Below are 20,844 nucleotides of genomic sequence, written 5' to 3'. Positions count from 1 at the left end.
TCTTAACCGGCGGTGAAATCGAGCAGGATTTTACCGCCTCTTCCCGGCTGGTCGGCGGCGGCAATCGCCTCCCGCCAGTCGTTCAACGCTATGCGCTGGGCCGGCGGCTGGGTGGTCGTTGGCAAGCGCAGCCAAATCTCGTCAAACGCCGCCCGCCACGCCGCCACGCTGAGTGTCGGCAACGCCTCCCGCAGATGAAACTTGCGCACCGTCGCGCTACCGCGCGTCTGGGTCAGCGGCCGCCCGGATAACAGCCCATAGGAGATCAGGGTCGACGACGCGGGCAGCACCGACAGCAGCGTATTCGCCAGTTCGCCGCCCACCGCGTCAAACACCAGATCGCTGTGTTGGCTGACCTTCTCCATCAGCGCCCGGTCGGTATCGAGGATCGGATAGATCCCGGACTGTTCCAGGCGCGCCCGGTGCTGCGGCGAGCGAATAATCCCGCTCACCGAGCGGGCGTCCATCGCCAGCGCCCACTGTCCCAGCAGACTGGCGCAGGAGGACGATGCCGCGGTCAGCACAAGGTGTTTTCCGGCAACCGGCCAGCGCTTGAGCATCAGCATAGCCGTCAGCGGATTGATATACCCGCGGGCGGCCAGCAGATCGTCAACCGCTGGCGGCACCAGCACCAGCCAGGTCTCATCCAGATCGATAAACCGCTGCCAGGTGCCGCCCCCGCGCAGAGGCAGCACCCGCTGGCCCGCGGTCAGCCGGCTACCGTATGGCGCGGCGACCACCTCGCCAAGGCCTTCATAGCCAGCGACGGCCGGCAGTCGGGTGCGGTGGCGATAGGCGCCGGTCACGGGGATCAGATCCGAGGGATTCACTGGGGCATAGCGCATCCTGACCCGCACCCGTCCGCCCGCCAGCGGCGCCAGCGGCAGGCGTTTCAGGGTCAGCACGGCGGCCGGCGGCCCGTAGCGGTCATAAACAATGGCGTCGTTGAACATCGACAGGCTCCAGACAGCGAAAGGCGGGATCATAGCAGATCCCGCCGCCAGTGGCTCACGCCCGCGGCCAAACCTGGGGGAACAGCGGGGAATCCAGCGGGTCGCCGTCCCGCAGGGTCAGCTCGGGGAACGGTGGCGACGTCACGCCGCCGCGATCGGCAAACGCGGCGTCATCCCCCACCCAGCGGGCGGAGAAGACCCGTCGCGCCCGCGCGCCGGGGTTGCCGCGGGCGCCATGAACGGTGCGGAAATGGAAGGCCACCGCATCCCCCGGCTCCAGCGCCCAGCTGACGATATCGTACTCGTCCTCATGGGCGTCGATATCCGGCAGGGTGCTGAACCGGGTGTGCTCGTAAAGCTTAGTGCCATTGAAACGGGTAGGACTGTACTCCTCCTCCCAGCGATGCGACCCGCGAATGCAGCGCAGCGAGGTGGCCTCCGCCACCGGGTCCAGCGGGATCCAGAAGCTGACGTTCTGTCTGCCGGAGACGCAATAGTAAGGCTGGTCATGATGCCAGGGAGTCACCGTGCTGCCTCCGGCCGGTTTGACCAGCGTATGTTCATGGAAAAATTTCGCCGTCTGCGACTGCATCAGCGCCGCCGCGATCTCGGCGGCCGTTGACTGAAAGACAAATTCGCTAAACGCCGGGATCCGCGACCAGTTGCAGTAGTCCTGAAAAAAAGGCGGCGAACCATCTTTGGGGATCACCGTGCGCGCATGACCATACTCGCTGGGGCTGGCCATCAGCGCCGTGACCCCCTCGGCGAGGCGATCGACCCAGGGGGTAAAGACGCCTTTTAATAACACCGCGCCATCCGCCTGCCAGCGGTCGATGGTCGCTTGATCGATGTGGGGAGAGTGTTGATTGTGCATCGCTTGGGTTCCTGTGTTGAGGGATCAGGTGAGCGGTTCCGCGGGGTCGGCACGCATCCACGCGCAAAGCTGTCGCAGCATCGTCATACAGCGCTCGGTCTGCGCGATGCTGATGTACTCATCGGCTTTATGGCCCTGGGCCATGCTGCCCGGCCCGCAGACCAGGGTTGCGACGCCCATCTCATCGAACAGTCCTCCTTCGGTGCCGAACGCCACGGTGGAGAAGCGATCGCTGCCGCACCACTGCGCCAGCCAGCGGGCGAAGTCGGACTGCGGATCGCTGAGCAGGGGCGGATAGTGGCTTAACAGCTGGAACTGGATGTCGCTCCCGCTGCCTACCCGGCGCATCTCCGGCAGCAGCTGGCGACGGGCGTAGGCCGCCAGCGCCTCGGTGACCGCTTCGGGACGCATCCCCGGCAGGTAGCGGATCTCAAAATCAAAGCGGCAGGACTGCGGAACGATGTTCAGCGCGGCCCCACCCTGAATGGTGCCCACCTGCAGCGTGCTGAAGGGCGGCGAAAAGCGGCTGTCCTGCTGCCGGGCCAGATGCACGCCCAGCCGATCCAGACGGTTGATCAGCCTGGCCGCGTAGCGGATGGCGTTCACCCCCTGCGGGGCGTAGGCCGAATGGCAGGCCTGCCCCTCGATGCAGCAGCGCATAGCCAGTTTGCCTTTATGACCGAACACCGGCTGCATCTCCGTCGGCTCGCCGATGAGGCACAGCGCCGGTTTCTCCGGCGAGGCCTGCAGAAAATCCACCAGGCTGCGCACACCGAGACAGCCGACCTCTTCGTCATAGGAGAAGGCCAGATGCAGTGGCATGCGCAGCGGCGCCGCCAGAAAGTCATCCACTGCCGCCAGCACGCAGGCGAGAAACCCCTTCATATCGGCGCTGCCGCGGCCATAGTAGCGGCCATCGCGCTCGGTGAGGCTGAAAGGCGGAACGCTCCAGGCCTGGCCGTCCACCGGGACCACGTCGGTATGGCCCGAGAGCATCACCCCGCCGCCGCCGGACGGCCCCAGCCGGGCGTAGAGATTGGCCTTGCCGCCCGACGGGTCATAAAAGCGGCGGGACGCCACGCCGCGGGCAGCGAGAAAATCGGCGATCCAGTCGATCATCGCCAGGTTCGAATGGCGGCTGGTGGTGTCAAAGGCCAGCAGCGCGGCCAGGATCGCCCCCGGCGTGTTATTCATCGCCGGGGACGCCATAGGCGGGCGCATCGCGCGGGTCGAGCGCCCGGGTAATGTAGGCGTCCATTTGCGGCTCCCAGGCCAGCCACAGTTGCTCAAGGGCCGCCAGCGGATCCGTCTCCGCCCAGTCAATGCGCAGATCGACCACCGGCCACGGGTAATCGTCCACCACCTTCACCGCCGCCGAGTGGACCGGGCCGGCCTCGCCCCCGGCGGCAATCCCCGCGCGCAGTCCGGCCAGCAGACGGCTGGCCAGTTCGCCGCTCGCCGTCTCGAAGGCGGCCACCATCGCGGCGATCACCCCGTGACTGGCCAGCATGTTGCCCGCCGCCACGCAGTTATCCCCCGCCAGGGTGCCGCCGATGCCGAGGGTATGTTCCCCGCTGAACACCGCCACTTCACCGTTGGCGTCAATCGCCGCAACCTGACGATATTCGCGGAAGCGATCCTCCGCCAGGGCCAGGTTCAGAGCCTGCTCAACGGAGGCCCCCGCCTCAAGCGCGCCAAGAATATGCGGCCCCAGCGACGGTAACGTGATGTTCTGACTGGCGACCGCGCCGACGCCGGGCAATAGCCACGGACAGCGCGATCCCACGGCCATGCTCGACGAACTGATGGCAATGCCCAGCTGACCTGATTCCGGGCAGCGGGCGCTAATAGAGAGAGTCATTCTGCTGCCTCCCCCTGCCAGTCGTCGGGGATCACCGCCGTAACGTCAATCTCCATCAGCCACTGCGGCTGTGCGAGGGCCGACACCACCACCCCGGTGGAGATGGGAAAGACGCCTTTCAACCATTTGCCCACCTCCTGATAGACCGGCTCGCGATAGCGGGGATCGATCAGATAAGTGGTGGTCTTGACGATATGCGTGAGGTCGCTTCCGGCCTCTTTCAGCAACTGGGCGACATTCTTCATCGCCTGCTCCGCCTGCGCCCGCGGGTCGCCGAGGCCAATCAGATTGCCGGCGAAGTCGGTGCCAACCTGGCCGCGAACGTAGACGGTATTGCCGGCCCGCACCGCCTGGCACAGATCGTTGTTCAGCGTCTGGTTCGGGTAAGTCTCTTTGGTGTTAAACATGCGAATACGGGTATGAGTTGGCATCAAAGCACTCCTTAAGGAAAACGGTTAACAGGACGGCTGGTAACGCTGGTACTGGCGCTGAATGGCGATCTGGTCGGCAATATATTTGGCATCGTGCCAGACGCCCCAGATAAAGGTGGACCCGCGCCGCGAGAGCCACGGCAGGCCGAGGAAATAGACGCCCGGCTCCGTCGACACGCCGCGATGATGCTGTGGCCGCTGTGCGTCATCGAAAGCGTTGACCTTCAGCCAGCGATAGTCGGTGGTGTAGCCCGTCGCCCAGATGATGGTGCCGATCCCGGCCTCGGCCAGATTGAGACTGAGCAGCGGGTCGGTGACGCAGGCCGGATCGGGCAGAAATTCGCGTGCGGAGGGCTCTTCGGGTAGGTCCATGCCGTTGCGGGCCACCCACGCGTCCGCGGCGTCGAGCAGCGCAAGGTAGGAGGCATCGCCGCGGCGGATATTCTCCGCCAGGTCGTGGTGAAACAGTGCCTTGTCACCGTCAAAGCCGCGGGTCTGCCCCACTAACGTGACCCCCTGATGCGCCAGCTGGCGAAAATCGACGGTATGGCCGCCGCGCGCGCCGCTCACCGCGATAGTGACATGCTCTTTACCCGGCGCATTGGCCGCGGCATCCCACATTCCCAGCACCCCGAGCCACCAGCAAAAATCGCGCTGACGATAGCGACGCGGCGGGCGGTCGTGCGCTCCCACCGACAGCCACACCGCGCGTCCGGCCCGCTGCAGCTCATCGGCAATCTGCACGCCGGAGGAGCCTGCGCCAATCACCAGCACACCGCCCTCCGGCAGCTGCTGCGGGTTAAAATAGTGCGCGGAGTGGAGCTGCTGAATAGCCTGACTCTGCGGGGCGATGGCCGGGATCACTGGCCGCTGAAACGGCCCGGTGGCCGCTACGATCCGCTGTGCTTCAATCACCCCCTGCGAGGTGTCGACACGAAAGCCCGGCCGTCCGACGAGGCGTTCGGCGCTGAAAACCTCCACCCCGGTACGGATCGGCGCATTGAAGCTGCGGGCATAGGCGGCAAAATAGTCTGCCACCTGCTCTTTGCCGACAAAGCTGTCTGCCGGGCAGTCCGGGAACACCATGCCCGGGAACCGATCGTGCCAGGCCGGGCCGTTGGCGACCAGCGAATCCCAGCGTCCGCTGCGCCAGGCCTGGGCAATACCCTGCTTTTCCAGCACCAGGTGGGGGATATCCAGCCGGGTCAGATGCTCGCTCATGGCGACGCCCGCCTGCCCCGCGCCCACCACCAGGGTATCGATCTCGGTAATCTGTTCAGTCATTTCGCTATCCTTCAAGCACAGTTGCCGACGACGTCGCCGGAATTGACGGCTTTCAGGTTATTTAACTGTGACGAATTGGTAAAATATTATAAAACGATCGACTGAATAGAATTTTACGAGGCTGAGTGACGACAAAAAATAATGCCTGCCGGATCGACAGGCGTTATTTCAGGCGTGAGTTGGGGTTAATTCGATGCTGCGACAATAATCCATAAACAGTTGCGTCGGCCGCGTGGGCTCATTATTCGCGAGATGCGCCATAATTAAGGTTGAGGCGGGCATCTCATCGGCAATATCCCGCTGCACCACTCTTTCGCCATCGTAGGTCATATCACAGCAGGGCCGGGTGACCAGCACCGAAAAACCCAACCCCTGGCCCACCATACAGCGCACCATTTCAATGGAGGGGGAACTGTAAGCCACTTCCGGGTGATAACCCTTTTCCTTAAAGATGGAGATAAAATAATTTTTACTGGGGACCGCATCGAGGAGGATCATCGGCTCGCGGCTCAGCTCCTGCAGCGTCACCTGCGCCTTCTGCGCCAGCGGATGCGCGGCGGGCAGCAGCGCGTAGGGTTTATGCGGGGCATTGAGCCGTTCTTTATTGATCGAATGGCCGAGCTCCAGATCGTAGACCAGCGCCAGGTCGAAGCGGCCGCGGTGCAGGCCATGCATCAGCTCATGCTGTTCGCCATCGTACAGATGCAGGGTGATGTCCGGGTAGCATTTTTTAAATCCGGCCACCAGCTTCGGCATATACAGCGGGGCCACCGATTCAAAGCAACCGATGGAGATCATGCCAGAAACCAGCTCTTTATCCGCACGCGAATTCTGTTCGAACTCCCAGGACAGGCGCAGCAACTCTTTCGCTTTATCGTAGATCCGCCGGCCGCTGGAGGTGAGCGAAACGCCCTGCGCATGGTGGCGAATAAACAGCTGCTGGTCGAAGGTGCTCTCCAGATTCTTGATGGCAATCGAAATCCACGGCTGCGCAATGTGCAGCTGGCGGGAGGCCTCGGCGATACTCTCCGTCTCCACCACGGTGACGAAATATTTGAGCTGCTTCAGGGTAAATCGGTTCATAGCATCACCATTGATAAAATATGGTCCGGCGCACACGGGGAATAGTTTTCCTCTAAGTCCCAAGCAATCCGCGTGCCACCCCCGGAAAAGAGCGGCGCATTGCCCGACAAGGGGAGACAATATTTATTATTGCTCTATGCCCGCGTGGTTTATTTCCACCATTGCACCATCATGCGCCACGCTGCACGCCAGACTGGCAGCGTCTGCCCCAGTTTCGCGCAAAATACCCTTCTTCCACAAAATAGCGTTATTGAATTACAGTCATTGTTTTTAAATTGTTTACGCAAAGTATCTTAACAATCACTTTAAATTCCATATCGTTAATATCGCTGTATAGTTTTTTTAAACTTAAAGGCCAAAAATTTACTAATTGCCTCTGAAAGCATCCTGCCAGCATAGTGTATTCGCACGATGAATACCGGTGGCGCTCCATTACGGCACAGCCGAGCCACTTTCATTTTTGATAATTATGACGAGTGAAATAGCCCATGACGTTTAACTGGAACTACATGTTAAGCCTGCTCAGTGATGCCGATTTTTGGTGGGCCACCTGGACCGTCATTAAATTAAGTCTGCTGACCTGGGGCTGCAGTATTGTGCTCGGATTTATTCTGGCGCTGGCCAAACAGTCGCCGCGCGGCTGGTTATCCACCCCAGCCCGGCTGTATATCTGGTTATTTCGCAGTATGCCGCTGCTGGTCCTGCTGATTTTTGTCTACAACATGCCGCAGGCGCTGCCCTCCTTCGCCCCGGTGCTGAACGATCCCTTCTGGGCCGGCCTGCTGGCGATGGTCCTCAGCGAAGCGGCTTATATCGCCGAGATCCACCGCGGCGGGTTGCTCTCCATCCCTCGCGGGCAGAGCGAAGCCGCGCGGGCCCTGGGGTTGCGCTACGCCGGGATCCAGTGGCGGGTGATCATCCCCCAGGCGCTGCGCGTCGCCCTGCCGGCGCTGGCCAATGAATATATCGCCATCGTGAAGCTCAGTTCGCTGGTGTCGGTGATCTCCCTGACCGAAATATTGATGGTCGGCCAGCAGCTCTACTCGCAGAACTTTCTGGTCATGGAGACCATGACGGCCGTGGCGCTTTATTACATCTTTATCGTCACGGTGTTCGATTTTCTGCTGAAACGGCTGGAGAACTACCTTGACGTGACCCAGCGCAATACCGCTCGTCCGGTAGATGCCGAGATGCAGCGGCTGGCCAGCGCCCGCCGCCCGGCGATGGCGCGCAGCGTCACCCAGAGTCATGAGCCGGCGCTGCAGGCCTCTAAGCTGCATAAGGCCTACAACAACGTCGAAGTGCTGGGAGCGGTGAGCCTGCAGATCCAGCCCGGCGAGGTGGTCTCGGTCATCGGTCCGTCAGGCTCGGGTAAAACCACCCTCATTCGCCTGCTGAACGGTCTTGAGCAGATCGATAACGGCGAAATTCAGATTAACGGCCAACCCTTTATTCACCTCGACCGCCAGGGGCAGCAGAAGCCGCGCTTTATGGAGAATGCCGAACATCGCCTGAACATCGGCATGGTGTTCCAGAGCTTTAACCTGTTCCCGCATCTGACCGTGTTCGGCAATCTGCTGCTGGCCCCGCGCTATCACCATCTGGCAAGTGACGCGGAGCTGCGCCAGCACGCCTGCGAACTGCTGCACAAAGTGGGCATGCTGGAGCACGCCTGGAAGTATCCGCACCAGCTCTCCGGCGGACAGCAGCAGCGGGTGGCGATCGCCCGCGCCCTGATGATGCGTCCGCAGATCATGCTGTTCGATGAGCCCACCTCGGCGCTGGATCCGGAAAAAGTGAATGAAGTGCTGCAGGTTATCGAATCCCTGGCCCACGAAGGCATCACCATGGTCATCGTCACCCACGAGATGAACTTCGCCTTCAAAGTGTCCGACCGGATCGTGTTTATGGAGAAAGGCCGGGTGGTGTGCGATGACACGCCGCAGGCGATGCGTAGCGGGCAACACCCGCGGGTCGAGGCCTTTCTCAAAGATGTTTCTCTGGCTTAACTATCGGAACGTGAAGAGGAAAAACTATGATTGCGCAGTGGCAAATTGATCAGTTTCATCAGCAGGGTTTTCTGGTGGTCGAAGAGGTGCTTTCCAGCGCCGACATCGCCGCCCTGCAGAGCGATTTCGACGGCTGGGTCGAGGAGAGCCGCGGTCACGCGACGGTGTGGGGAGAAACCCTCGACGGGCGGCCGCGCTTCGATATCGAGCGCGATCATGCTCCTGACCATCCGTCGCTGCGCCGGGTCGCCTCCCCGACGGAGATCTCCGAGGTCTATCGCCATACTGCGCTGAATTCGCGGATGGCGACCATCGCCGCGCAGTTGATCGGCGGCAGCGGCACCCGCTTTCATCACAGCAAAATTAACTCCAAGCTGCCGCACACCGCCACCGAGGTGAAATGGCATCAGGATTTCCTCTTCACCCCGCACAGCAATGACGACATCATCACCGCCCTGCTGATGGTCAGCGAGGTGACGCCGGAGAATGGCCCGCTCAACGTGGTGCCGGGCAGCCATCAGGGGCCGCTGTGGTCCCACTGGCAGGAGGGGCGCTTCACGGGGGCGGTGGATGATGAGGTGGTGGCGACGCACTGCCAGCAGCCGCAGGCCTGTTTTGGCCCGGCGGGCTCAGTCTGCTTTATGCATACCCGCCTGCTGCACGCCTCCAGCCCCAACGAGACCGCCCTGCCGCGCACCCTGTTCATCAGCGTCTACGCCGCGGAGGATGCGCTACCTTACGGCGAAAACCCGCTGCCGAGCCGCCATGCCGGCCAACTGGTCGCGGGAGAAGAGAGCGGTCTGGTGCGCAGCACTGATAACCAGCTTCGTCTGCCGCAGAAGCCGCGCGGCGCTTCGTTTTTTGTTCAGCAGGCCGGCGCCGATCGCGCCAGCATGTAATTTGTCCACACTCCGGAGGTTTTATGACACGCATTTACGCACCACGCCCGCTGACCCTGCTGCTCTGCGCAGCGGCTGCCCTGACATCCTTTAGCGCACTGGCCTTTCAGCAAAGCGGTAAGATCACCGCCGGTTCGGACATGACCTTTTTTCCTTACGAGTACATGGAAAATAATAAGCCAGCCGGTTTTGACATCGAGCTGCTCGATGGTCTGGCGAAGACCATGGGCCGTGAGGCAGTGAATATCGATACCCGCTTCCCCAACCTGATCCCCGGGCTGCAGGGTGGGCGCTTCGATATCACCAACTCGTCGATGTACATTACCGCCGAACGCCTGAAGGTGATCGATATGGTGCCGTACCTGAAAAGCGGGGAAGCGATCCTCGCCCGCAAAGGCGGCGACTACCAGCCTAAGACCCCGGAGGACTTCTGCGGGCATAAAATCGGCTCGATGGGCGCCACCTCGTGGCTGGCGCAATTGCAGAAGCTTTCCGCCGACTACTGCGTGAAGAAGGGGCTGAAGCCGATTGCGCTGAGCGTTTATACCACCGACCCGCAGACCACCCAGGCGCTGCTTTCGCGCGCCGTCGATGCGCAGATCACCGACGCCGCCGTGGCGCGCGGGGTGGTGGAAAAACTGGGTGACCGGGTGGTTATCTCCTCTGACACGCTGATCTATCCGGTGCTGAACGGCTTTGGCGTTAAAAAAGGCAATACTGAGGTGAAAACCGCCCTCGAAGAGGCGCTGAAAAAATACAGCGCGACGCCGGAATATGCCGCCCTGCTGAAGAAATATCACTTCCAGGCGCCGACGGCGGACGATCTGCAGACCCTGATGCCGAAAGCGGAGTAATGCCCATGCGCGATACCGATGAAGAGCAGATCCGCATCGACCTGGCGGCCACCTTTCGCATCATTGCCCATCTCGGCATGCATGAGGCGGTGGCCAACCATTTCAGCGCCGCGCTCTCCGACGACGGGAAAACGTTTTTACTCAACCCGAAGTGGAAACACTTTTCGCGCATCCGCGCCAGCGATCTGCTGGTGCTGAACGCCGATGATGAACGTTGCGCCGCGCGCCCTGACGTCGATGCCACCGCGTGGGCTATTCACGGGCAGATCCATCAGCGGCTCCCGGACGTGCGGGTGGTGCTGCATCTGCACCCGGTGTACACCACCAGCCTCGCCTGTCTGGCGACGCCGCAGATCCTGCCCATCGACCAGAACACGGCCCGCTATTTTAACCGGGTCGCCGTCGATACCCTGTACGGCGGGATGGCGGACACCGCGGCAGAAGGCGCCCGGCTGGCGGGCCTGCTGGCGGACAAACGCCGCCTGCTGATGGGGAATCACGGGGTGCTGGTGACCGCCCCGACCATCGGCGAGGCGTTCGATGATATCTGGACCCTGGAGCGCGCCTGTCAGATCCTGATCACCGCCTGGTCCACCGGCCAGCCGCTGAAGGTGCTGTCAGACGCGGTGGCGGAAAAAACGGCCCAGGACTGGGAGAAGATTGCCGATTTCTCGCGGCAGCATTTTGCCGAAATGAAGCAGTTAATGATCGACCTCGATCCCTCCCTGGTGGACTAACCCCGCGCCTGCCCGGGTCAGCCCGGGCCGTCGCTGGCTGCCGCCAGCAGCGGCACGATGATATCGCTGAGCGGTGTCGGAATGCCGTGCTGACGCCCGCGACGCTGCACCACGCCGTTACGAATATCCCACTCCAGCGGTCGGCCATTCAGGCGATCGATCAGAATAGAGGTGCTTAAGTCGGCAGGCGCCCGGTGAAAACCGGCGATAATCTCCTCCGGCACGCTGTCGCCCAGGGCGGCCCCTTCCGCCCGCGCCACCTGCAGACATTCGCGCAAATAAGCCAGTCCGAGGGCAGTAATGTCCTCCCGGGCAAACATCCCGGCGCGGCGTCCGGTCATCACCATCAGTCCGGCGACGGCGTTCTGCAACAGTTTACGCCAGGCCACGGTGGTAAAATCCGCCGCCAGGTCCACCGCGCAGCGGGTCCCCGCCAGCGCCTGCTGCACTCGCTCTGCCCCCGGCAGATCCGGGAGGGTCAGGCGCGGCGTGGCGCGCAGCCAGACAGAGGCATCGGCATCGCGCTGCGCCGGAAACCAGACCACCGAGGGCAACACCGTCGCGCCGCCGGTCAAGGGGGCAAACTGCTGGCGCTGTTCAACGCCGTTTTGCAGCACGCACACCACGGTGTCCGCGGAACACAGGGCCGTCAGCCAGGGGGCGATGGCCTCCGTCTGGGTGGTTTTCACCGCGACAAACACCAGGTCGAAGGGGGCGGCTATCGCCGTTGGGTCGGTGTGCACCGGGCCGGGCACCACGATCTCGCCCTCTTCTGTGCGCAGCACCAGCGCCGAATGGGCGGTACGCCCGCAGACCACCGGCGCTCTCCCCACCTCAAACAGGGCGGCGGCGATAGTCGTGCCGATGGCGCCGGGACCAATAAGTGCAACCTTAGGAAATGCTGTCATGCCGAAGACCTCCTGATGATTCACCGCCCTGGTTGGGCAAAGATTGCCCTCCACAGTAGCGAGAAAGACCGGAGCTCGGCAAGCGGCGCGTCGGGAAAAGCCATTCGCTTTCCCCGACAGAGGTCTAGTAACGCACGCAGACGGATTTAGTTTCGCACCAGCCGTCGAGCCAGTCCGGGCCGAAATCGCGGCCGGTACCGGACTGCTTCATGCCGCCGAAAGGCAGGTTGGCGTCAATCAGGGTATGGCTGTTGATCCAGACCGTTCCCGCCTGCAGACGGTCGGTGTAGTTCAGGGCCTGGGTCAGATCGCGGGTCCAGACGCTGGCGGTCAGGCCAAAATCGCTGTCGTTGGCCAAGCGCAGCGCCTCCTCGCCGTCGGCCACCCGCACCAGGTTCACCACCGGGCCAAACACCTCCTCACGGGTGAGGCGCAGTCCGGCGTCGGGGTTAACCACCAGCGTCGGCGGAATATAGTATCCCCCCGCATCCGGTCCGGCGCTGCCGCTGATAAGCTCTGCCTTCTGCTGGCGAGCCTCTTCGAGGTAGGCCGCCACCTTGTCGCAGTGGGCCCGGGAAACCACCGGGTTGATCTGCGCCGTCTCCTGCATCCCCGGCCCCACCTGCAGCGATTTTACCGCCTGCTCGAAACCGCTGACCAGGGTGTCAAACAGCGGCGCTTCGATGTAGATCCGCGAGCTGGCGGCGCAGACCTGCCCCTGATTGAGGAAGCTACCGGTCATCAGCCCCTCAATAACCCACTGGGGGTCGGCATCTTTGAGCACAATCGCCGGGTTCTTGCCGCCCAGCTCCAGCGTCACGCGGGTCAGGCGGTCGGCGGCCACGCGGGCAATCTGTTTCCCGGTCGCCGTCGAGCCGGTAAAGCTGACCTTCGCCACCTGCGGATGGGCGGTCAGCGCCGCGCCGCAGCCGGCGCCGCTGCCGGTGACTACGTTGAACACCCCGTCAGGAATGCCCGCCTGGGTCGCCAGCTCCGCCACCCGCAGCAGGGTCAGCGGGGTGGTTTCAGAGGGTTTGATGACGATCGAACAGCCCGCCGCCAGCGCCGGCATGACCTTCCACATGCCGATCATCAGCGGGAAATTCCACGGGACGATGCCCGCCACCACCCCGACCGGCTCTTTTTTGGTCCACGCCTGGTAACGCGCCCCTTGCGGGAACGGGATCGACACGTCCAGCGTCCGGCCGCTGATCTTGGTGGTCAGCCCCGCGGTGTAGCGCATCCAGTTCAGGGTGCAGCCGACCTCAAAGGCGCGAGAGATCGCAATGGATTTGCCTTGCTCGAGGGTTTCCAGTTGCGCCAGCTCTTCGCCGTGCTGCTCCACCAGATCGGCAAAACGCAGCAGGATGCGTTCACGGTCGGCCGGGGTGCGCCCGGCCCAGCGGCGATCGACAAAAGCGCGCCAGGCGGACATCACCGCCCGGTCAACATCCGCCGGGCTGGCGTCGGCGGTGGTGGCAATCGCCTGCCCGGTGGCCGGATCCCAGACGGTTAACCGGTTTTCGCTCTGCGCGGCGCAGGGTGCGCCGTCGATATACAGGCCATGCTGACGGTCTAAAAACTGCTGGACGCTGGCAAGCAGCGCTATCTGAGAGGTGGACATACCCTTTCCTTATTCTTCGCGGATAGTGCTTTCAGTCTATGTCCGGTTGGCGGCTGGCGCTTTTTTCTCTGTGACATTCGTTTGCGCCGCTGTGACAGTCGCCGCAATTCCGCGGCTTGCCCTGGCAGAAATGTGCCGCAGGTAATAGTTCTTTCATATACCCGCCATCGCGGCCTTGCCTGAGGCGGCATAAATGCAACAATGCGGAAACATTGTTATTACAGGAGAAGGGCGAATGATGACCACGGCAGAGGGAGGGCTGGCGTACCAGCGCTGGCTGGCGACGATCAATCAGGTCTGCGGCCATTTCGCCGCCCGGCCGCTGGAGGGGCGCTTCCACGGCGAGATTGACGCCCGCTACGCCGGCAGCCTCAAGGTCAGTACGGTCACCGCCGCCGGCGTTAATCTCTACCGCACACACAATGAGATAAAACGCGATAACGACGCCTGGTTCTACACCGTATTTCAGCTTGCCGGCGAAGCCATCATCGAACAGGACGATCGCCAGGTGACGCTGGCGGCAGGCGATATCACGTTAATCGACGCCGCCCGCCCCTGCTCGATTGTCTGGCAGCAGACCTCGCGTCAGGCCTCATTGCTGCTGCCGCGCCAGCGGGTGGCGCCATCAGGCGACATCGCCACCGCCTGCCGGCTGGACAAATCCCTGCCAATGGTGCAGCTCAGCCAGCGACTGCTGCTGGAAAGCATGGGCGGCACGACACTCTCCGCCAGCGAGAGTGAAGCGGCGCTGGAGGCGATCGCCTGCCTGTTGCGCCCGGTGCTGCATCAGCGCGAGCCTACCCCTTCCCGGCGGGAAAAGCAGTTTCAGAAGATTATTGCGTTAATCGATGCGTCCATTCAGTCGGAGCATTTGCGCCCGGAGTGGCTGGCCAGCGAGACGGGGATGTCGGTACGCAGCCTGTACCGGCTGTTTGCCGACAAAGGGCTGGTGGTGGCGCAGTATATTAAGAACCGGCGGTTGGACCTGTGTGCCAGGGCGTTACAAAACGTCCATGACGACGAAAAGCTGGCGGGGATCGGCTACCGCTGGGGCTTCAGCGACCACAGCCATTTCTCCACCGCCTTTAAGCAGCGCTTTGGCGTCTCGCCGGGCGAATACCGCAAGCGCTGCCGCTGATCATTTACGCCGCCACTGGCCGTTCAGCCCCTGGACGTACTCCCCGGGCTGAGCGCGTGCCACCAGCTTCTGCCCGGCCATTTTCGCCACTTCATCTACCGGCAGATTGTTGTCATCCGCCAGCTGCTGGTAGCTTTCGCTGCGCGCGGCATTGATCTGCTTCACCAGCGCTAAGGTCTCTTTATCCTGGCGCAGCGGCGCCAGATAGCCGTTCAGCGTTTCCCCCACCCGCCCCTGCTGCCGCGCTTCGCTCAGGGTCAACGCCAGCGCGGGCGCGCTGAGTAAGGTCAGCGCCAGCGCTGCGCTTAACAGTCGTTTTCTCATCGTCGCCTCAGAACAGATCGCTGCGGGATTTCAGCAGGTTTTCCACATCCTTATCGACCTTGATGTGGATCTCATGCTCAATTTTGACATTCATGTTAATAGTGATGGGCTCTTTCGATGCCGCAATTTCGATACGCGGCGTACAGCCGGCGAGCAGCATCGGCGCCACCATGGCCAGTAGCAACTTATTCATTTAGGTTCCTTACATGTCTTACCGTCCGTACAGCGCCGCACGGGCAGCATGGCATTCTGTTCGAGCCACGCCTGTAAATTGTCGCCGAAGCGTAAACTGCGCCACAGGTCGAAAATATTCTCTTCATGAGCGTAGTTTAAATGCACGGTACTGCTTTTCCCGTCCACCCGGCTGGTGCCGTTGATGGTGGCCTTAAGCGTCAATACGCCCAGATTGTCGAGGTTAATCCGCGTCCACGAGCGGGAGATCTCCATATAGCGCAGCCAGTTAATCGCCGCCCCGGCGGAGACATTGTCCGCCACCAGCGCATCAGCAGTGTCTTTATCCAGCCGCAGGGTCATCGGCCCGTCATTACGCAGCCAGCCGTCGTGGATGATCCATTGGTTGTTTTCCAGCCACAGCGGCAGCGCGCCGCTCACCGCCCCGGACATGGCGAACTGCTTCACCTTGACGGCGCTGGTGAGTTCGCTGCTGGAGATATGTTGCAGACGGATCAGCGCCGGGTCGCGCTGCGGCATGCGCAGCTGCAGCAGGGTCAGCTTACCGCCTAACAGATCGACGCTGACGTCGCTGAGCTGCAGCGGATTGGCCTCACTCCACGGCCAGGTGCCCTGCAGGTCCGCCGTCAGATTGCGCGCGGTCACCTGGTTGACGATTTCGCCAATACGCAGGGAGACCGGACGACGGGTGCCCAGCTGCCAGTGGCCGTCGCTGAAACGGAATGGCAGCACGAAGTCGACGCCGTTAATCTGGTTATCCGGCATCCAGGCGCTGCCGCCCTTCAGCACGCCGTGGCCGCCCGCCTCAAATCCCTGCCCGGCCGCCGCCGAAAAGGCCACCTGCGCATAGAGACTGCCTTCCCGCAGGTTCATCTTCCAGTCCGGTGGCACCAGCGGCTGGAACACCGTCAGCGACTGTTTTGGCCACCACGCCTGGCCGCGCAGCCGTTCGCCGTCCCAACGCCCGGTCAGCCGCACCGGGCCAATGGCATCGGCGTGCAGGGCGCCGGTGAACTGGAACCACGTCGGATCCCTGCCGTCGAGGGCAAATTTCAGCGTTGACGCCGGGAGATAGCTGCCGCCGGAGAAGGTGGTTTTTGCCGCGTCCAGCGACAGCGCGCCGGTCAGCCGCGGGTGCTGGGCATCACGCAGCCAGCGGATCGGCTGCTCGAGCGTCAGACGCGGCGTACTGACCCGCATCGTGCCGTACTCGAGCTTATCGAAGCCGGTGGAGAGGCTGCTCAGGGTAATGGCATTGTCGCGCCACTCCCCGCTGCCCTTCACATCCCAGCGCGCCTGCATCGGGGTAAAGTGCCCCTCACCCCAGTAGCGCCATTGCCAGCGGCCGCTGTCGGGCAGAAAATCGCTCGCCTGACCGTCCAGATGCAGCGTAAAGTCGCCCATCTGCTGCTCATGGGCGCGGAGGATCGCCTGCAGGCGGCCCTCGACGCCCTGCTGGGTCACTTTCACCCCAGCCAGCGGCCAGCGAATTTCATCAATATTCAGCGCGTCGATCACCCGTCCGCGCGAACGCAGCAGCGCCCCGGGATGAAAGGCCAGCTGCGGGCTGACCAGCGACCCGCTGAGCTGGGCCGGCAGCGCCGCGTAGAAGATCATCTCACCCAGCTTGGCCTCGCCGGTGAGCCGCAGCGGCATGTCGCTGTTATCCATGCTTAGCTTGCCCGGACCGATATTCAGCACCGCGTTGCCTTTGCCGGCATGCCCCTCAGTGAGGACATTTAAGCGGCCGCTGACGGTCATCTGCTCGGTCCCCTGCTGCCAGTTGCCCACCGACAGTGCGACGCGCCCGCTGAGCGGATAGTTCTGGTAGCGGGTGCGCCAGCGACCGTCGCTGATGGTGATCCGCTCCGGGGTGATCTCCCACGGCAGGTCCAGGATCGGCTCTACCTCGCCGCGCGGCGTGACCAGAAGCTGGCCGCGATTGTGCTGCCACTCGAGCTCGGCATCGATCCATTCCGCGGTCTGTGGAAATTCAAAGGTGCCCTGCATCTGGCCGTCGACCGGCAGGCCATCCGGCACCAGCGGCAGATGGAAGGTCCCCACCAGCTTCACCGGCTGCTGATCGTCAGTCAGCCGGGCGCTGAACTGGCTGACGGTGAGGGCCTGGCCGCGCAGGCGCGCCTGCAGACTCAGTTCCTTACCGGCAAAACCGATGTCCTGCTGCGCTGGCGTCAACGACATCACCAGCCGCCCCTGCCATTTCTCCCACGGCGACAGCCGCAGGTTATCAATCGTTAACCAGCTGTAGGGCAACATCGATTGCCATTCGGCGAGGGTGCGCGGCGATCCCGGCGTGGGCTCGCTGACGGGCAATTTGCTCAGACAAGCGCTGTTGATGTCCAGTTGGCCAATATGCAGCCGCCAGCGGCTGGGACGCGAAAGGCGGGTATCGGTCACCCGGGCGAGTTCACAGTCGCCCACCAGATAGCGCAGATCGGGGATCAGCAGAGCGGACCGCGTCAGACGCGGGCTCTCCTGCAGCGAGATACGAGTGCCCACGGGCAGCCAGATGCCCGCCAGCGTCGGCACCCAGTGGGTCAGCGTCAACAGCAGCGTTAGCGGCAATAACACCAGCACTAACACCAGCGCGATGGCGGCTTTATATTTACCCTTCATGGGCAGTTAATATCCTGATTCAACATAAGTAAAAGCCAAATGGCGTCTATTGTGACACGTTCGACCAGTGAGTGAAAGTTTGCGGCCTGTTAAAGCATAGTTGCCAGCGGGTATCGCGGCGCGGCGATCGGCCGTCATCATTTAGCTTTTGTTTAAGCAACGCCTGCCACACTCCAGCCAGACAGAATGGCTTGCGGGAGAGACGGTGTCGTTCATTATTTCGCTCATTGAGAGCGCACAGGGCCACTATCCATGGGTGTTGCTGATTGTTTTCCTGCTCACTTTCACTAAATCCTGTGCGCTGGTGTCGCTGGCGATCCCCGGCACCTCCGGCCTGCTGCTGCTGGGGACATTCGCTTCGTCCAGCCTCGGGCATTTCCTGCTAATGTGGTCCAGCGCCAGCCTCGGCGCCATCGGCGGATTCTGGCTCTCGTGGTGGTTAGGCGTTCGCTATCGTCACCGCCTCACACAGTTACGCTGGCTGACCGCCGAGCGTCTGGCCCGCAGCCGGCTCTTTTTCCAGCGCTATGGCCTGTGGGCTATCTTTTTCAGTCGCTTCCTCTCTCCCCTGCGCGCCACCCTGCCCCTGGTCAGCGGCGCCAGCGGCCTGCCGCTGTGGTCGTTTCAGCTAGCTAACGTTAGCTCCGGTCTGCTGTGGCCGTTTCTGCTGCTCTCCCCCGGCGCTTTAAGCCTCAGTTTGTGGTGAAAAAACTTTGTCTTTCAAAGAGATTCCGCAAATCCGCGATATGCTCTAGAATTAGCATAAGCACCTGACAATTAAACTATTTTTTAATAATTGTACGATTATTTTAAATATGCTACCGTGACGTTATAATCACTGGAGAAAAGTCTTATGAAAATCGCGGTTTACAGTACGAAGCAGTACGATAAAAAGTACCTGCAGCACGTGAATGATACCTACGGCTTTGAACTGGAATTCTTCGACTTCCTGCTGACAGCGAAGACCGCCAAAACCGCCAACGGTTGCGAGGCGGTGTGTATCTTCGTCAATGACGACGGCAGCCGCCCGGTGCTGGAAGAGCTGAAGGCCCACGGCGTGAAGTATATCGCTCTGCGCTGCGCCGGGTTTAACAACGTCGACCTCGAGGCGGCAAAGGAGCTTGGCCTGCGCGTGGTCCGCGTCCCGGCGTACTCGCCGGAAGCCGTCGCTGAGCATGCGATCGGCATGATGATGTCGCTCAACCGCCGCATCCACCGCGCCTACCAGCGTACCCGTGATGCCAACTTCTCTCTCGAAGGCCTCACCGGTTTCACCATGTACGGCAAAACCGCCGGGGTGATCGGCACCGGCAAAATTGGCGTGGCGATGCTGCGGATCCTCAAAGGTTTCGGTATGCGTCTGCTGGCGTTCGACCCGTACCCAAGCGCCGCCGCGCTGGAGCTGGGGGTGGAATATGTCGACCTCGCCACGCTGTACAAGGAATCGGACGTGATCTCCCTGCACTGCCCGCTGACCGACGAAAACTACCATCTGCTCAATCGCGAGGCGTTTGACCAGATGAAGGACGGGGTGATGGTGATTAACACCAGCCGCGGCGCGCTGATCGACTCCCAGGCGGCCATCGACGCCCTGAAGCACCAGAAAATTGGCGCGCTGGGGCTGGACGTTTATGAGAACGAACGCGATCTGTTCTTTGAAGACAAATCCAACGACGTTATCCAGGACGACGTTTTCCGGCGCCTCTCCGCCTGCCACAACGTGCTGTTCACCGGCCACCAGGCGTTCCTCACCGCTGAGGCGCTGATCAGCATTTCGGAGACCACTCTGGGCAACCTGCAGCAGGTCGCCAACGGCGAAACCTGCCCGAACGCCATCGTCTGATTCCTTTCCCTTTTGTGCTCCTCTCCCGGGGGGAGCACATTCAGATAATCCCCACAGATCCCCGCTGCGATACCGTTACACTGGCTTTATTTTATTAGTAATGTGAATGTTTCGGAGTACAAATGAACAAATTTGCAGCGCTACTGGCGGCAGGTATGCTGCTGTCCGGCTGTGTCTACAACAGTAAGGTGTCCACCGGCGCGGAACAACTGCAACATCATCGCTTCGTGCTGACCAGCGTCAACGGCCAGGCGGTCAACGCTGGCGACCGGCCGCTGGAGCTGAGCTTCGGTGAGAAGATGGCTATTACAGGCAACGTGTATGTAACGGGCAATATGTGCAACGGCTTTAGCGGGGAAGGTAAGGTGTCGGACGGCGCGCTGAAGGTGAAGTCGCTGGCGATGACCCGGATGCTGTGCAACGATGCCCAGCTTAATACCCTTGACGCGACGATCGGCAAGATGTTGCGCGAAGGCGCACAGGTCGATCTGACGGAAAACCAGTTGACGCTGGCGACCGCCGACCAGACGCTGGTCTATAAGCTCGCCGACCTGATGCACTAGCCGGCATTGAGGTGCCGCTGACGCTGCCCCGCGACGGGGCCGCCGTTAGTAGCCGCAGCTGCCGCCCGCCAGCGCCTGCTCGCTGCAGCGTTTGCCGTTCGGCAGCGCACACATGCCAATCGCCGAACCATCGAGCTGACGAGCCACCGATAACGAGCCGCCTATCATGGCGCAGTTGGCCTGACCGGCGTCGCTCATCGCCGCCCGCATGCCTGGCGTGACGTGCGCCGCCGTGGCCTGCTGAACGGGTTCACTACTGCACGCCGACAGCAACAGCGCCGCACAACCTACTAACATCGCAGCTCGCATTCTCTCTCCCCTCGGAAACGTCTTAAAAAAGCAAACCCCAGAATAATAGGCAGCGTGGCGGGCGGCGTCGAGAGGGGAAGTACGTATTTATGCGCCTCATTAACATTTTCTAGCAAATTTTCGCCGAAAGCTTGATCTGCTCCGGCCTGGTCGCCGGGCGCGCGTGGTTCCCGCCCTCTGCAGGCAGCCATTTTCTCCGCGAACCATGCAAAATATTGATCTGGTCACGGGTGGCCGGCGCATTGAGGACACAAATGCAAAAATGGCCGCGCCAACGGTTTGCTAAACTACCCCTTATATAATTACAGGGCACGTCGCGGT

The 20,844-nt window shown here is 61.9% G+C and carries 21 protein-coding genes; 8 read left to right on the top strand and 13 right to left on the bottom strand.

Going from position 1 to position 20,844, the window contains the following annotated elements; translation table 11 throughout:
• Positions 1–2 precede the first annotated feature (2 nt).
• The 7 genes from CWM54_RS03755 to CWM54_RS03725 form a co-directional block, all read right to left on the bottom strand.
• Positions 3–986 carry a zinc-dependent alcohol dehydrogenase family protein gene (locus CWM54_RS03755; protein ID WP_165785877.1) on the bottom strand — a complete coding sequence of 328 codons (984 nt, stop codon included), beginning with the start codon at positions 984–986 and terminating at the stop codon, positions 3–5.
• A 22-nt stretch (positions 987–1,008) separates the two neighbouring features.
• Complete coding sequence (locus CWM54_RS03750; RefSeq protein ID WP_100696021.1) at positions 1,009–1,827, bottom strand: phytanoyl-CoA dioxygenase family protein; 819 nt, start codon at positions 1,825–1,827, stop codon at positions 1,009–1,011.
• A gap of 24 nt (positions 1,828–1,851) precedes the next feature.
• Entirely contained in the window at positions 1,852–3,021 is a 1,170-nt protein-coding gene (gene argE / locus CWM54_RS03745; RefSeq protein WP_100680088.1) for an acetylornithine deacetylase, read from the bottom strand.
• A complete protein-coding gene (locus CWM54_RS03740) occupies positions 3,014–3,688 on the bottom strand; it encodes a DUF1028 domain-containing protein (RefSeq protein ID WP_100680087.1) in 675 nt (224 codons plus the stop codon). Before CWM54_RS03740 ends, argE begins: the two co-directional genes overlap by 8 nt.
• Positions 3,685–4,119, bottom strand: coding sequence for a RidA family protein (locus CWM54_RS03735; RefSeq protein ID WP_061154791.1), 435 nt, complete (start codon positions 4,117–4,119; stop codon positions 3,685–3,687). Before CWM54_RS03735 ends, CWM54_RS03740 begins: the two co-directional genes overlap by 4 nt.
• A gap of 24 nt (positions 4,120–4,143) precedes the next feature.
• Positions 4,144–5,403, bottom strand: coding sequence for a flavin-containing monooxygenase (locus tag CWM54_RS03730; protein ID WP_100696019.1), 1,260 nt, complete (start codon positions 5,401–5,403; stop codon positions 4,144–4,146).
• Between the two features lie 168 nt (positions 5,404–5,571).
• Positions 5,572–6,486, bottom strand: coding sequence for a LysR substrate-binding domain-containing protein (locus tag CWM54_RS03725; protein WP_100696017.1), 915 nt, complete (start codon positions 6,484–6,486; stop codon positions 5,572–5,574).
• 488 nt (positions 6,487–6,974) lie between these two features.
• Between CWM54_RS03725 and CWM54_RS03720 the strand changes: the two genes are divergently transcribed.
• Genes CWM54_RS03720 through CWM54_RS03705 form a run of 4 tightly spaced genes read left to right on the top strand, consistent with a single transcriptional unit; the run spans position 6,975 to position 10,985 of the window.
• Positions 6,975–8,495 carry an amino acid ABC transporter permease/ATP-binding protein gene (locus CWM54_RS03720; RefSeq protein WP_100696015.1) on the top strand — a complete coding sequence of 507 codons (1,521 nt, stop codon included), beginning with the start codon at positions 6,975–6,977 and terminating at the stop codon, positions 8,493–8,495.
• A 26-nt stretch (positions 8,496–8,521) separates the two neighbouring features.
• Positions 8,522–9,394, top strand: coding sequence for a phytanoyl-CoA dioxygenase family protein (locus CWM54_RS03715; protein WP_100680086.1), 873 nt, complete (start codon positions 8,522–8,524; stop codon positions 9,392–9,394).
• A 23-nt stretch (positions 9,395–9,417) separates the two neighbouring features.
• Complete coding sequence (locus CWM54_RS03710) at positions 9,418–10,248, top strand: ABC transporter substrate-binding protein (protein WP_061154796.1); 831 nt, start codon at positions 9,418–9,420, stop codon at positions 10,246–10,248.
• A gap of 5 nt (positions 10,249–10,253) precedes the next feature.
• Positions 10,254–10,985, top strand: coding sequence for a class II aldolase and adducin N-terminal domain-containing protein (locus tag CWM54_RS03705; RefSeq protein ID WP_100680085.1), 732 nt, complete (start codon positions 10,254–10,256; stop codon positions 10,983–10,985).
• A gap of 17 nt (positions 10,986–11,002) precedes the next feature.
• On the opposite strand, the gene CWM54_RS03700 is transcribed toward CWM54_RS03705, so the two are convergent.
• A complete protein-coding gene (locus CWM54_RS03700; RefSeq protein ID WP_100696013.1) occupies positions 11,003–11,893 on the bottom strand; it encodes an oxidoreductase in 891 nt (296 codons plus the stop codon).
• A 124-nt stretch (positions 11,894–12,017) separates the two neighbouring features.
• Positions 12,018–13,517 (bottom strand): aldehyde dehydrogenase family protein, encoded by a 1,500-nt coding sequence (locus tag CWM54_RS03695; RefSeq protein WP_100696011.1) that lies wholly within the window; start codon positions 13,515–13,517, stop codon positions 12,018–12,020.
• A gap of 235 nt (positions 13,518–13,752) precedes the next feature.
• On the opposite strand from CWM54_RS03695, the gene feaR reads away from it, so the two are divergent.
• Positions 13,753–14,655, top strand: coding sequence for a transcriptional regulator FeaR (gene feaR, locus CWM54_RS03690; RefSeq protein ID WP_100696009.1), 903 nt, complete (start codon positions 13,753–13,755; stop codon positions 14,653–14,655).
• Here the strand turns inward: feaR and CWM54_RS03685 are convergent, their stop codons facing one another.
• From CWM54_RS03685 to CWM54_RS03675, 3 genes are read right to left on the bottom strand one after another with little or no spacing between them, the layout of a single operon-like run.
• Positions 14,656–14,979: a YdbL family protein gene (locus CWM54_RS03685; protein WP_012541948.1), complete on the bottom strand. Its 324-nt coding sequence runs from the start codon at positions 14,977–14,979 to the stop codon at positions 14,656–14,658.
• 7 nt (positions 14,980–14,986) lie between these two features.
• Positions 14,987–15,172 (bottom strand): YnbE family lipoprotein, encoded by a 186-nt coding sequence (locus CWM54_RS03680; RefSeq protein ID WP_012968375.1) that lies wholly within the window; start codon positions 15,170–15,172, stop codon positions 14,987–14,989.
• Positions 15,169–17,808: a YdbH family protein gene (locus tag CWM54_RS03675; RefSeq protein ID WP_100696007.1), complete on the bottom strand. Its 2,640-nt coding sequence runs from the start codon at positions 17,806–17,808 to the stop codon at positions 15,169–15,171. The genes CWM54_RS03680 and CWM54_RS03675 overlap by 4 nt, the downstream gene beginning before the upstream one ends.
• A 205-nt stretch (positions 17,809–18,013) precedes the next feature.
• Here CWM54_RS03675 and CWM54_RS03665 point away from each other — a divergent pair, with 205 nt between their 5' ends.
• From CWM54_RS03665 to hslJ, 3 genes are all read left to right on the top strand, one after another.
• Entirely contained in the window at positions 18,014–18,514 is a 501-nt protein-coding gene (locus CWM54_RS03665) for a DedA family protein (protein ID WP_100696005.1), read from the top strand.
• A gap of 147 nt (positions 18,515–18,661) precedes the next feature.
• Positions 18,662–19,651: a 2-hydroxyacid dehydrogenase gene (locus CWM54_RS03660; protein ID WP_008805143.1), complete on the top strand. Its 990-nt coding sequence runs from the start codon at positions 18,662–18,664 to the stop codon at positions 19,649–19,651.
• A gap of 122 nt (positions 19,652–19,773) precedes the next feature.
• Positions 19,774–20,214 (top strand): heat shock protein HslJ, encoded by a 441-nt coding sequence (gene hslJ, locus CWM54_RS03655; RefSeq protein WP_061154805.1) that lies wholly within the window; start codon positions 19,774–19,776, stop codon positions 20,212–20,214.
• 45 nt (positions 20,215–20,259) lie between these two features.
• Here hslJ and CWM54_RS03650 read toward each other — a convergent pair whose 3' ends face one another.
• Complete coding sequence (locus CWM54_RS03650; RefSeq protein WP_004140155.1) at positions 20,260–20,523, bottom strand: DUF333 domain-containing protein; 264 nt, start codon at positions 20,521–20,523, stop codon at positions 20,260–20,262.
• Between the last annotated feature and the right edge of the window lie 321 nt (positions 20,524–20,844).

Source organism: Klebsiella sp. D-Nf1 (genome assembly GCF_002810515.1).
In the GTDB taxonomy this organism is placed as follows: domain Bacteria; phylum Pseudomonadota; class Gammaproteobacteria; order Enterobacterales; family Enterobacteriaceae; genus Klebsiella; species Klebsiella variicola.
The sequence above is the reverse complement of the archived record's forward strand: the minus strand, read 5'-3'. Positions and strand labels throughout refer to the sequence as shown.

Coding starts and splice junctions, on each gene's coding strand:
- CWM54_RS03755 (WP_165785877.1), bottom strand. CDS start 986: ATGATCCCGCCTTTCGCTGTCTGGAGCCTGTCGATGTTCAACGACGCC.
- CWM54_RS03750 (WP_100696021.1), bottom strand. CDS start 1,827: ATGCACAATCAACACTCTCCCCACATCGATCAAGCGACCATCGACCGC.
- argE (WP_100680088.1), bottom strand. CDS start 3,021: ATGAATAACACGCCGGGGGCGATCCTGGCCGCGCTGCTGGCCTTTGAC.
- CWM54_RS03740 (WP_100680087.1), bottom strand. CDS start 3,688: ATGACTCTCTCTATTAGCGCCCGCTGCCCGGAATCAGGTCAGCTGGGC.
- CWM54_RS03735 (WP_061154791.1), bottom strand. CDS start 4,119: ATGCCAACTCATACCCGTATTCGCATGTTTAACACCAAAGAGACTTAC.
- CWM54_RS03730 (WP_100696019.1), bottom strand. CDS start 5,403: ATGACTGAACAGATTACCGAGATCGATACCCTGGTGGTGGGCGCGGGG.
- CWM54_RS03725 (WP_100696017.1), bottom strand. CDS start 6,486: ATGAACCGATTTACCCTGAAGCAGCTCAAATATTTCGTCACCGTGGTG.
- CWM54_RS03720 (WP_100696015.1), top strand. CDS start 6,975: ATGACGTTTAACTGGAACTACATGTTAAGCCTGCTCAGTGATGCCGAT.
- CWM54_RS03715 (WP_100680086.1), top strand. CDS start 8,522: ATGATTGCGCAGTGGCAAATTGATCAGTTTCATCAGCAGGGTTTTCTG.
- CWM54_RS03710 (WP_061154796.1), top strand. CDS start 9,418: ATGACACGCATTTACGCACCACGCCCGCTGACCCTGCTGCTCTGCGCA.
- CWM54_RS03705 (WP_100680085.1), top strand. CDS start 10,254: ATGCGCGATACCGATGAAGAGCAGATCCGCATCGACCTGGCGGCCACC.
- CWM54_RS03700 (WP_100696013.1), bottom strand. CDS start 11,893: ATGACAGCATTTCCTAAGGTTGCACTTATTGGTCCCGGCGCCATCGGC.
- CWM54_RS03695 (WP_100696011.1), bottom strand. CDS start 13,517: ATGTCCACCTCTCAGATAGCGCTGCTTGCCAGCGTCCAGCAGTTTTTA.
- feaR (WP_100696009.1), top strand. CDS start 13,753: ATGATGACCACGGCAGAGGGAGGGCTGGCGTACCAGCGCTGGCTGGCG.
- CWM54_RS03685 (WP_012541948.1), bottom strand. CDS start 14,979: ATGAGAAAACGACTGTTAAGCGCAGCGCTGGCGCTGACCTTACTCAGC.
- CWM54_RS03680 (WP_012968375.1), bottom strand. CDS start 15,172: ATGAATAAGTTGCTACTGGCCATGGTGGCGCCGATGCTGCTCGCCGGC.
- CWM54_RS03675 (WP_100696007.1), bottom strand. CDS start 17,808: ATGAAGGGTAAATATAAAGCCGCCATCGCGCTGGTGTTAGTGCTGGTG.
- CWM54_RS03660 (WP_008805143.1), top strand. CDS start 18,662: ATGAAAATCGCGGTTTACAGTACGAAGCAGTACGATAAAAAGTACCTG.
- hslJ (WP_061154805.1), top strand. CDS start 19,774: ATGAACAAATTTGCAGCGCTACTGGCGGCAGGTATGCTGCTGTCCGGC.
- CWM54_RS03650 (WP_004140155.1), bottom strand. CDS start 20,523: ATGCGAGCTGCGATGTTAGTAGGTTGTGCGGCGCTGTTGCTGTCGGCG.